General features: G+C 32.7%; 14 protein-coding genes. 10 read left to right on the top strand and 4 right to left on the bottom strand.

Going from position 1 to position 11,217, the window contains the following annotated elements; all coding sequences use genetic code 11:
- Window positions 1–508: 508 nt before the first annotated feature.
- From Q1R07_RS16240 to Q1R07_RS16195, 10 genes are all read left to right on the top strand, one after another.
- Entirely contained in the window at window positions 509–1,069 is a 561-nt protein-coding gene (locus Q1R07_RS16240; RefSeq protein ID WP_300492241.1) for an AraC family transcriptional regulator, read from the top strand.
- Between the two features lie 138 nt (window positions 1,070–1,207).
- The gene (locus tag Q1R07_RS16235) at window positions 1,208–1,762 is read left to right on the top strand and encodes a DUF1003 domain-containing protein (protein WP_300492240.1); all 555 of its coding nucleotides are present in this window, start codon (window positions 1,208–1,210) and stop codon (window positions 1,760–1,762) included.
- A gap of 154 nt (window positions 1,763–1,916) precedes the next feature.
- Complete coding sequence (locus Q1R07_RS16230; protein WP_300492239.1) at window positions 1,917–2,102, top strand: general stress protein CsbD; 186 nt, start codon at window positions 1,917–1,919, stop codon at window positions 2,100–2,102.
- Window positions 2,103–2,186: 84 nt separating this feature from the next.
- Window positions 2,187–2,672 carry a hypothetical protein gene (locus Q1R07_RS16225; RefSeq protein WP_300492238.1) on the top strand — a complete coding sequence of 162 codons (486 nt, stop codon included), beginning with the start codon at window positions 2,187–2,189 and terminating at the stop codon, window positions 2,670–2,672.
- A gap of 69 nt (window positions 2,673–2,741) precedes the next feature.
- Complete coding sequence (locus Q1R07_RS16220; protein ID WP_300492236.1) at window positions 2,742–3,080, top strand: cupin domain-containing protein; 339 nt, start codon at window positions 2,742–2,744, stop codon at window positions 3,078–3,080.
- Window positions 3,073–3,303, top strand: coding sequence for a hypothetical protein (locus Q1R07_RS16215; protein ID WP_300492235.1), 231 nt, complete (start codon window positions 3,073–3,075; stop codon window positions 3,301–3,303). The genes Q1R07_RS16220 and Q1R07_RS16215 overlap by 8 nt, the downstream gene beginning before the upstream one ends.
- A gap of 94 nt (window positions 3,304–3,397) precedes the next feature.
- Complete coding sequence (locus tag Q1R07_RS16210; protein ID WP_300492233.1) at window positions 3,398–3,607, top strand: general stress protein CsbD; 210 nt, start codon at window positions 3,398–3,400, stop codon at window positions 3,605–3,607.
- A 78-nt stretch (window positions 3,608–3,685) separates the two neighbouring features.
- The gene (locus Q1R07_RS16205; protein ID WP_300492232.1) at window positions 3,686–3,844 is read left to right on the top strand and encodes a lmo0937 family membrane protein; all 159 of its coding nucleotides are present in this window, start codon (window positions 3,686–3,688) and stop codon (window positions 3,842–3,844) included.
- A gap of 609 nt (window positions 3,845–4,453) precedes the next feature.
- Window positions 4,454–4,861 carry a hypothetical protein gene (locus Q1R07_RS16200; RefSeq protein ID WP_300492231.1) on the top strand — a complete coding sequence of 136 codons (408 nt, stop codon included), beginning with the start codon at window positions 4,454–4,456 and terminating at the stop codon, window positions 4,859–4,861.
- 19 nt (window positions 4,862–4,880) lie between these two features.
- Window positions 4,881–5,744 carry a cupin-like domain-containing protein gene (locus Q1R07_RS16195; RefSeq protein WP_300492230.1) on the top strand — a complete coding sequence of 288 codons (864 nt, stop codon included), beginning with the start codon at window positions 4,881–4,883 and terminating at the stop codon, window positions 5,742–5,744.
- A gap of 289 nt (window positions 5,745–6,033) precedes the next feature.
- On the opposite strand, the gene Q1R07_RS16190 is transcribed toward Q1R07_RS16195, so the two are convergent.
- The 4 genes from Q1R07_RS16190 to Q1R07_RS16175 all read right to left on the bottom strand — a co-directional run bounded on the left by Q1R07_RS16190 (window position 6,034) and on the right by Q1R07_RS16175 (window position 10,755).
- The gene (locus Q1R07_RS16190) at window positions 6,034–6,570 is read right to left on the bottom strand and encodes a hypothetical protein (RefSeq protein ID WP_300492228.1); all 537 of its coding nucleotides are present in this window, start codon (window positions 6,568–6,570) and stop codon (window positions 6,034–6,036) included.
- Window positions 6,567–9,044, bottom strand: a complete 2,478-nt coding sequence (locus Q1R07_RS16185; protein ID WP_300492227.1) for a glycosyltransferase — start codon at window positions 9,042–9,044, stop codon at window positions 6,567–6,569. Before Q1R07_RS16185 ends, Q1R07_RS16190 begins: the two co-directional genes overlap by 4 nt.
- Window positions 9,034–10,074, bottom strand: a complete 1,041-nt coding sequence (locus Q1R07_RS16180; RefSeq protein WP_300492226.1) for a pesticidal protein Cry7Aa — start codon at window positions 10,072–10,074, stop codon at window positions 9,034–9,036. Before Q1R07_RS16180 ends, Q1R07_RS16185 begins: the two co-directional genes overlap by 11 nt.
- Before the next feature lie 135 nt (window positions 10,075–10,209).
- Window positions 10,210–10,755, bottom strand: a complete 546-nt coding sequence (locus tag Q1R07_RS16175; protein ID WP_300492224.1) for an AraC family transcriptional regulator — start codon at window positions 10,753–10,755, stop codon at window positions 10,210–10,212.
- Window positions 10,756–11,217: the final 462 nt, after the last annotated feature.

The raw sequence follows: 11,217 nt of genomic DNA, 5'->3' as shown, positions 1-11,217 counted from the left end.
ATTTTCAAACAAAATGGTAACGATTTGGTAACGTAATTACTGTTATCATTAGGTTGTTGTTGTCACATTTTTGACTTAAACAACTCAGTTCAAAGGTAATGATAAATTATTACTATTGAATAATTTAAAATATCCTTTCTATTGTTTTTGACTTTACCCTTAAAGCTTGCTTATTCAAGCACTTGTTATATGTAATATAAATCAAAATGATGCATACAATCTACAAATGAGTATGAATTAATAGTAGCGTAATACAAGTCTAAAACAGATACTTGCAAATAAGCTCTGTAAGTATTTTCAGAATACTGCTTACTCAATTTCTCTAAGCCCAACATAATTCAGTCGTCGTAATCATAGAAACCCCTTAACTATTCCTTAATTTCTTAAGCAGCTATGCATTAAATCACTAAATTTGAGATAGTTAATCATCGCTAATAACAATTAAATAGATTATTCTTACTACAGAATATTTCTTAGATAGCGTATACATTTTCTTTGATTAATTATGATGAAGATTTATATAAAATATATGGTCAGTATACGCTGTAAGATGGTGGTAAAAGACGAGTTAAATAAACTTGGGATTAATTATGGCGCTATAGATTTAGGAGAAGTTGAAATCAAAGAAATTTTATCAGACGAACAACATAATCGATTAAAAGAGGCTTTATTTTTATCAGGCCTGGAGTTAATGGATGATAAGAAAGCAATTTTAATTGAAAAAATAAAAAATGTTATTATTGAGATGGTTCATTATGAAGATGAATTTCCTAAAATAAAAAACTCCGATTACATTAGCGAAAAGCTAAATTACGATTACACTTATCTAGCGAATCTTTTTTCGGAAGCGACAGGAACTACAATTGAGCATTACATTATTCTTCATAAAATAGAAAAGGTAAAAGAGCTATTGCTCTATGATGAGCTTTCTCTTACGGAAATATCATACAAATTAAACTATAGTAGTGTGGCTCACTTATCTAATCAGTTTAAAAAAATTACCGGGCTGACCCCTTCTTTCTTTAAAAATTTAAAGAAAAAAAACCGAAAAGGACTTGAAAACATGTGAATTATATAATTTATTTTATGGATTATATAATGCTCGGTTTTTGAAAATATCCGAATTTTGATTATAATTCCAAATTGAATTGAGATGGTACCTTAAATCATTATCTATCCATTTTGCTATTACATAATCTGATATATTATGGAAAGTAAAGAAATTGATAAATTATTATCAGATGAAAAAGAGCATCTCAATAAGCTACACAAAATTGTTGAGGACACAATAAAAGCAGAAGAACTTATTATTCAAAATCTTTTGCATCCTCCGATAGAAATGTTAACCAATCAACAAAAATTATCAGATCGATTGGCTCAATTTGGAGGAAGCTGGAAGTTTATTCTTTTATTTGGAATATTACTCTTCATATGGATCGTTTTTAACATTTTTGCCATTGGTTTATACAAGTTTGATCCCTATCCCTTTATCTTAATGAATCTTATACTTTCTTGTATTGCAGCTTTACAGGCTCCTATTATCATGATGAGTCAGAATCGCCAGGAAGAAAAAGACAGAAAGCGAAATGAAAATGATTATCTGATCAATCTTAAAACCGAAATGCAAATCAGAAGTTTGCATCAAAAAATGGATTTACTACTTGAAGAACAAATCAAAACACTTTTTGAAACTCAGGAAAAGCAGTTTAAGATTCTTAAGGATATAAAGTTTAAGCTTGACAAGCTTTCTACTCTAAAATAAGAGCCCTTATTGTCTTCCTAAGAATACAAAATACAGTTGAGGGCCGTAAATATGTGAATCATATAATACTGCGATTTAATTGTGTAATGTGTTATATGGCAATTTGACTAACCTTTGTATAGTGAAATCTTTTTCACAATTAAAAACCATAACAATGTGCCCTTCAGAAGTAAATGTGAGCTGGAAACAACAAAAAAGTAGGCTAAAAGAAAAATTCGCCGTACTAACTGACAACGACTTACTGTTTGAACCCGGAAAAGAAGAAGAAATGTATAAAAGACTTCAAATCAAACTCGGTAAAACAAAAGAAGAATTATACAAAATTATTTCAAGATTATAACGCTAAATACTGCTAACAGTAAGGATTGAGCCAATCCCGGTATTTATAACAGTTACCGATTTTTAATCCCTAAACTTATATTAAATGAAGAAAGCAATTTTTTCTCTGGCAATCATGATGATGTTGGCAGGGAGCTTACTCGTAGCATGTCAATCTTATTCTAAAAAAGAAGAAGCATCGCAACGAAAAATAGAACAGTCAAAACTAGACTTGAAGGCTACACGAGACCGAAATAATGCGGAACAACAACGAATCCGTGATGAAGCGTTACGAGTAGAACATCAGCAGGAATGGATCGTGTTTAAAAACGAATCGGAAGCAAAAATTGATGCCAACCAGACACGTATTACCGAATTAAAAGCAGAAATGAGAAAACCCGGAAAAAAATACGATACCCGTTATGCCAGAAAAATTGATAATCTGGAGCAACGAAATCTGGAACTAAGAATGCGAATAAACACGTATAACGATGAGCAATCGGACTGGAATACTTTTAAAAATGAGTTCAACCATGATCTGAATGAAATAGGTTTGGCATTTACAAACCTGACTGTAAACAGTAAAAAGTAATGTAAAATACTAAAATTGTATTTGCCTTTTAGCTGTTTGCAGGTAAGAATAACTAATAACATCAAAATCATGAACGTTCCTGATATCGAAAAAGCAAAAGTCTATATAACGGTTGAAATTATAGAATATGTACCGAATGCTGTGGTGATCAAAACAATTCTAAAAAAATCAACCGGAAATATCAGTGTGGTTTCATTTGACAGTGGAGAGGGACTCACAGAGAAAACATCTCCATTTGACACATTCGCTCAGATTATCGAGGGGAAAGCAGAAATTATAATTGACGGCACTTCGTTTTTACTGGAAACGGGACAATCGATAATTATTCCGGCTCATAAGCCCAATTTAATCAAAGCTAATGAACGGTTTAAAATGATTCTGACAGTAATAAAAAGCGGCTATGAATAATATTGAAACCACCCGGAAACTTATGCGTGAGATCTTTACCATAACGGTAATCATCCAAAAGGAATTTCCGGAGCTCTATGAGCATTTAGGAGAAACACCATTGTTTTTATCCTATGGTGAGGATCAGATGGCCATAATCGATTTCGAACAATATTTAGAATCGATTAAACAGCAATTGTCTATTGCTGAAAAAGATCGTCTGTTACATCAAATGTGTGAATGATATAAAGGATCATATAAATTGTGTAATACTTTCTGTATCAGACAGAAGTACCTTTACAGTGTAATAACAACATTACAAATAAAACTAATTCACAATGAAAGATTCCGTTAAAAATCCTGTGACACCAAATGCGACAAAGTCAAATTGGTATGTACAAAAAGGAAAGCTTAAAGCTAAATTCCCATCATTAACAGATGCTGATTTACATTTCGAGGAAGGAAAAAAAGACGAAATGCTAAGCAGAGTACAAAATAAATTAGGTAAATCCAAAGAGGAATTAACCCAAATAATTAGTGCTCTTTAAAATCTTTAAAAGGAAAATCGTTGGGAATAAATACCTGGCGATTTTTTTTATACGTTCGATTCATTTAAAAACAATATCATGAACAATTTCCTCTATATACTTGCGATAGTTTTGATGATACTTTGGGCTGTTGGTTTTTTCGGCTATAGTGCCAGTCCGATAATCCATATTTTATTGATTATTGCAATAATCGTTATATTGATTAGACTCATTAAGGGCGACAAAGCCTTTAAATAATAGACTCGTTTACGATTAAATAGGTGAATGATGTAACTCATAAATGTAGTTGGCCTAACATATAAAACGTATTCCGGCGCTCTTTATCGTTTAATAACGCTTTACAACTAAGACAGATACATTATGAGCGATTCTGATAAAATGCCTGATACTAATACTACAACTAATGTAAAAAAAACTCTAATTTGAGGGAACAAAAAAGAAAGCTCAACGCTAAATTCCCATTCATAATCGATGCTGATTTACATTTTGAAGAAGAAAAAAAGAAGCGATGTTAAATCGCGTACCAATAAACCCTGGTAAGACTGAAGAAGAACTTACCAAAATAACCACTGTCCTTTAATATAATAATTCAAAACAAAATCGCTGAGGAAATATAAGTTCTTAGCGATTTTTTACAACATTCTTTTCGGTAAGACTATATACATGCCATCTGAACCAATTCACACAGAAAGTTAACTTCAATTCTTATCTGTTCAGCACTTTATAAATACGAAAACAAAATGATGATTATCACTCTATTCAATAGGGAAAAACAACTACTAAAATCGGTAACGTTATTTTAGTAGTATTATATGCTTACTTACTATACTTTTAATTAAGAAGGAAATGAAAACAATAAAAAATCTGGGCATTTGGATGGATCATTCCGAAGCCTATCTATTAAAGTTTGATACCAACAGTGGTAATACAACGATTATTAGCTTTCCTACGGCATCTCCACATCCTGAGAAACAGCACTTGCTAAAAAAAAGAGAAAAGAGAGTACATAACATTGAGCAGCAAAAAACATTGTCCTATTATAAAAAATTGGGAGCAACAATTATTCACTATCAAAATGTTATTCTTTTTGGAGCAACAGATGCAAAAACCGAATTATTCCATTTTTTAAGATCTGATCACCATTTCGATGCTATAAAAATTGATATTCAGGATACTGATAAAATGACGGAGAATCAAAGAGAAGCCTTTGTTAAAGGTTATTTTTCGAGATTAGTTCAAAAAGATTCTTTTTAAACATCTAAAAAAAAGTGCTATGGCTTTTAACTATATAGAGATCGATAGAGTCGAAAAACTCACAAAAGAAGTATTTATTGACAATTATTACAACCTTCAAAAACCTCTGGTCATCACCAATCAAGTTGATGATTGGCCAGCGGTTCACAAATGGAGTTTTAAATTTTTAAAAGAAATTGCCGGCGATAAAATCGTTCCCTTATATAATAGTGGAATAGCAGAGTGTATCCCCAAATTAAACGAGCCCGATTTAACTCTTCCGATGTCGCAATATATTGAAATCTTACAACGAGGACCTACAGACTTACGAATCTTTTTATATAATCTGATGAAAGATGTACCGGATCTGAAAACAGATATAAGATGGCCGGAATTGGGTATTAAACTGATAAAAACTCTTCCGTTTATCTTTTTTGGAGGACAGGGGACTAAAGTATACATGCAGTACGATATCGACTTATCTAATATTTTTGATATTCATTTTGAAGGCAAAAAGCAATGCATACTCGTTGCTCCAAATGAAGCACAATATATATATCGCCTCCCTTATTCCTGGATATGTCATGAAAATATTGATTTTGACAACCCTGATTTTGAAAAATTTCCGGCTTTAGAAATGATAACGCCCTATATCACTAATCTTGAACACGGTGAAATGTTATACATTCCCGAAGGATGGTGGTATTACATGAAATACACTACTCCGGGATTTTCATTGCGTTTAAAAGCATTAGCCGGCAGACCCAAAAACCTGCTTAAAGGAATCCGAAATATGACCATTATGCAATATTACGACAATTGGATGCGACAGTATAAAGGACAGGCCTGGTTAAATTATAAGAATAGAGAATCCATACGCCGCACTAATGCCACATTAAAATAAGATGTCGAAAGACTATTCTTTAGCACTAAAAAAAGGCTTGAATTGATCAGCCTACTATTTTTATAAATGAAACCTGATAGTTATATACTTTAATATAAGCTTTAAAAGAAAAACAATTGCCTTACTAATAAGCGATGTTTCTTTTTCCAGCGCACAATACTTAAACAGAAATTGTGATTCCTATAGTAAAGCATATAAATACCAAGTGGGTAAAATTCTGTAATACTAATTTAATATTCGTGGGTTAGTTCTAAATAATAGCAAAATAGAATTTAAAGACTAAATGCTGTTAATTTTTAGTAACCAAATACGTTTCTGTTAGAATCGTATCCGATTTACCATCGTATGTTTCTATGATCAAATTTCCATTTGTATCAAAATATCCTATTGAAGTTTTATTCTTGGTAATGTATACATAGTGGTTCGTTGATGTCTTTCTTAATAAGGCTAATTTTTTACTTCCCTGTTTTATTGCATAACCCGCACCATCGGGAACAATTCTATATTTATTCCCATTTGATAAATAATATGCCGATCTATCCGGTTCAAAGGTTTTTGAACTTCCGTCCGGACTTGTGATTTTTGTTACAGAAGTAGACACGACCGGAGACTCTTTCATCTCTGTATTTAAAGTATGGGGTTTTACATCATTCAACTCAATATTCTGAACTTCCCTAACGGTTTCATTTTTCGTAAATTTTTTGTTTCCATCCGAATTTTTCACTGTAGTAACAGTCGTTTTGGAGGTTTCCTGAACATTTACATTTTGTGCCTTACTATTTAATGCAAATAATAAAGCAACTGTCATTATAGCTACACTTTTCATAAGTTCTTTTTTTGATTCATTAATACACTATAAAGGTAGCCATATATACTTCTATAATTATTTTTATAGTTTTCATAATTCACATGTTTTAAACACGTTACATTTTGTTTTCTTAAGAGATAGGATCTTACTCCGGGCATTGTTTTTCTTGTTCTTTTAAGGAGAATTCCTGTGGTTTTATTTTTCTTAGTCGGCTCAGGGAAATATTTTTCCATTGCTAATCGGGCCATTAAATAACTAACCGTTGATTCTGCTCCTTGATTGAGATTTACATAGTTGTCCTCTAATCCATCATAACAACCTCCGGTTAGCGGATTGTAGATGATTCGGTGCAAATGATTTTTGCCTAAAAACCAATTGAAACCAATGCTCATTTTATTTAAATAGCCCTTTTCTTTATATACTTCATAAAATAAACGCAATGCCAGAATGGTATACGCAACATCTATGGGTTGTTCGCCTCCATTTTTTTCAGGTAGTATCCCTTCCCTATGATGCATCCAGCCATTATTAGAGATTACTTTTATTTTCGTTTTTTTAAATATTTTAGAAAGCAGAAAATCGAAAGTTATTTTTGCCGTTTTTTTGTACTGCTGATCTTCGGTTAAAAGCCAGGCGTAAATCAAGGCTTCAGACAGTACACTGTTGGCATATGTCAGATAACGTTCAAACCAAAGCCATTCGGGATTCGATTCCGTTTCAAACATCTGAACCAAACTGTTCGCCAAACTTCTTACGTTTGTTATATTTTCATCCGACTTCATTTTGAAATTACTGTAATAGATGCCTTTTATAATAAACCCTATGGCACGAGGCGAACGAATTTTAATACTATTTCTCAAGGCTCTTTTCATTGTTGCCTGAGCTTCCGCAACAAGTGTTTCAGGTAGTAAATCTCCGATAGAAATAAGATAGCCTAATGCCCAAATGGCTCTACCGTTTGCGTCCTCCAGGTTTACAAGTTTATTTTGTGCCGTAAAATTCTTATTATCGTCTACATAATTTAAAAAATTACCTTCCGGTTGCAGACAATACTTTATAAAGTTAAAATAGCAAATCAGATATTCGATATCGGCTGTATCCTTAGTTGATTCAAAATGTTGACACATGGCAATTAATGCTCTTGCATTGTCGTCTAATGTATATCCCGAAGTCCTATCCGGTTTGTTAATGATACTGAACTGTATGATTCCTATTTCAGTCGTAAGTTTTTTGAGATGATTCAGGTTAATGTCCGGAATTTTATAGTGCAGTGAGAGTTTATGATGGATCAGTTTATCCATTAAAACCGCATGACTGATAGCGGAGTTTTCCCATGCATTCGGAGCCATTTTATGCAGTCCGTTTAAACTGATATTGATTCGCAAAGGCTCATCGTTCAATAAGTGTATCACCTGTTCAGCCAGTTGTTTTGGATTTTCAAAATCGATAATAATTCCGGTATTATTTTCTAATACTTCCAGAGCATGTGGAATTGGAGTAGAAATAATCGGACAACCACAGCTTATCGCATATGAAAACGTTCCGCTTACAGCCTGATTGCGATCTTTAGATGTAAATAAGTAAATATCGGTGAGTTGTAAGTATTCTAATAACTCATCCAGAGGGAGGTATTTATTTATGAATTTTACATTTTGTTGTAAGCCCGATTTTTTAATTTTTTCTTTAAGCATTGCCCGATAAACTTCGCCTTCGTGCTTAACCACAGAAGGATGTGTTTTGCCTATTATCAAAAATACAACATCGGGAGCTTCTTGGATGATCTCCGGTAGCGCATCAAGGGTCGTTTCTATACTTTTCCCGGAGCTTAACAATCCGAAAGTAGCCAATACCTTTTTCCCGGATAATCCATACTTCCGTTTTAGAACATCTTTGTCTGTATGGGCTACTAAATGGATTCCGTGCGGTATAATTGATATTTTGTGAGGAGATACAGAATAATCATCGATTAATATTTTTTTAGACGAATGAGTCATTACAATAACTGCTTTAGTAAATGAAATCAGTTTTTGAACCGATCGTTTAAAAAGCTCATCCGGTTGTGGCAATATTGTATGGAATACAATTATAATCGGTTTGGTAATGATCGTCAGCAATGTGATAAAATCAGTCTCGTTTGTCCTGAATAATCCAAATTCATGTTGAATTAACACCATTTGTATGGCATCATTTTTATTAATGTTTTCCGCTAAATCGATATACGATTTCTGATTATCACTTTCAAGGACATAGGCCACTTCTTTTGGGTAAGAATGTTTGTACTTTGATGTCTCAACGGCACACACTTTAATTAAAAAAGAGCTCTGAAATTTATTATTCAGTGCTGTAATTAAATCCTGAGAATAGGTTGCAATTCCACATTCTCTGGGAGGATAACTGGATATAACTAAAATTTCGGACGTTCTGTTTTCTGATGCCGCTTTTTTTTGTTCTAAGGTTAATCGAATAATATCGCGTTGTATCTTATTTTTCATGATGAATATTCATTAATTCTTTTAATAATTCAGAAATACTGATTGATGCAACGGCGATACGTTCGTCGGCAGCACCATAATAGATGTATAATGTATCGTCAAATAAACTGGTCCCGGTTGGAAAACATACATTATTTACTTCACCTTTCAATTCCCATTCCTGATCAGGCTTAAATAAAGCATAGGGTAATCGAGCAATTTCATTTCTTGGATTTTTTAAATCCAGTAAAGCTGCGCAAGCAGAATAAATATAGCCATGCTCCGAATCCTGAACACCATGATATATGATTAACCAACCAAATGCGGTCTCAATTGGGGGACAACCTCCACCTATATAACTTGATTCATGTTTGTATTTTGGAGAAAGAACAATCGATTCATCAATGTTTAAAAAATAATGCTGCCAAAATTCATATGTCAATTCCTTTAAATCGTTTACTTCTACTATAATTTGGATATCGGGCTTTATTCTATGCAAAAAGCATAATTTGTCATTAATTTTCCGCGGAAAAAAAATCAGGTTTTTATCCCATAAATAAACACCTGCTGTATCACTATGAAAAATCCTGTTGTGTTCATTATAAACCAGGCATCGGGTCTTACTTTCTGCTCCATGTTCTGTTAGTCTTATAAATTCCTGATAGGTAATTTGTGGTACTATGATTCCTTGTTTTTTAAAGTGAATTAAGTCACTTGAGAGCGCGAGTGCCCCTAATGCATTTACGCCATTATAAGCCGTATATGTCAAAAAGTAAGTGTCTTCAATTTTTACAAGTCGGGGATCTTCCAACCCTTGTGATTCATAACTATACTCTGATGAAAGAACGGCTGTAGTGCGTCTTTCCTTTACCAAAACAGGACCGTCTAATTCACAATAACCGATACTGGAAAAATTACCTTTACTCACAGCCCGGTAAAAAAGATGGACACTATTTCCTTCTTTAATGACCGCGGGATTTAAAACGCCTCCGTTTTCAAAATCCAGATTGGTTTTCTCGAGTATAATCCCCTTTTTTTTTACAGTTATCATACTCTACATTTAAACAATTAATGCTTTTAAGATCAGACTCTTCCGGTTAGGTAAAATGTTTTTCTTTTTTATGAAATACATTTTATATTCAATTGCATATCTATCAAATTGAGGAATGTAAGAATACTATTAGATTTACAGGCCGATTTCTTCAATCGGACAACGTCTGTTTTCTTTTTTTTCTTTAAAATGTGAAGGTGAAAAGCCCGTTACTTTTTTAAATTGTGTAGACAAATGCGCCAGACTGCTATAATGCAATTTTAAAGCAATTTCACTTATATTCAGTTCTCCATAAAACATTAGTTCTTTCGCACGTTCAATTTTGTGGGAAATGATAAACTGTTCAATCGTGATTCCCAGACTTTCAGAGAAAAGGTTGGCCAGGTAAGTATAGTTATAATTTAGTTTTTGGCTTATATAGTTCGAAAAATTTATCTTGATTATTTTATCTGAATAATGCACCATTTCAACGATAGCACCTTTTATGCTTTCTATTAAAATAGCTTTCCTTTCATCAATTAATTCTAGACCTAGAGCAGATAAGCCATTATTAAGTTGTTGTTTGTCTTTTAAAGAAATATTTTCTAAAATATCTACTTCCCCTAAATTGATCGCAACAATATGCAGTCCGAGCTTTTTGAGTTCATCTCTAACCGCAATCTTACATCGGTTACTTACCATATATCGGATGTAAAGTTTCAAAATAGTTTAATTTGATCAATATTTTAAAATTAATATTAATAACTAACTATTGGTTACTAAATTATTTTATAAAGTTGTAAAATTCACACTTTACACAATGACCATTATGGTTATATTCATAATATGGGTAAATTATTGTAGATACTTTTTCATTTTTACCTTTAAATAGTGTATCAATTTTTAGAAAAGCCAATAGGCAATTTTTGTAGACAATATTCCTATCCCGGCGCCGGCAACTACATCTCCAACGCAATGTTTGTCGTTTAAAACCATATAAACACCTGTAAATAACACACATACTCATATAGCAATACTTAATCAAAAAGATTCTTCCTGGTATTCGCGGAACAAAAATGAGCTGATGAAAATGCTGTTGTTGTATGTCTGGAAGGGAAGGAAAATTTATTTGTTTTATCCGGTCGCTATTCTTTCACCAAGGAG

Source organism: Flavobacterium sp. (genome assembly GCF_030146175.1).
Taxonomy (GTDB): Bacteria; Bacteroidota; Bacteroidia; order Flavobacteriales; family Flavobacteriaceae; genus Flavobacterium.
This window is presented reverse-complemented; position numbering and strand designations above follow the sequence as displayed.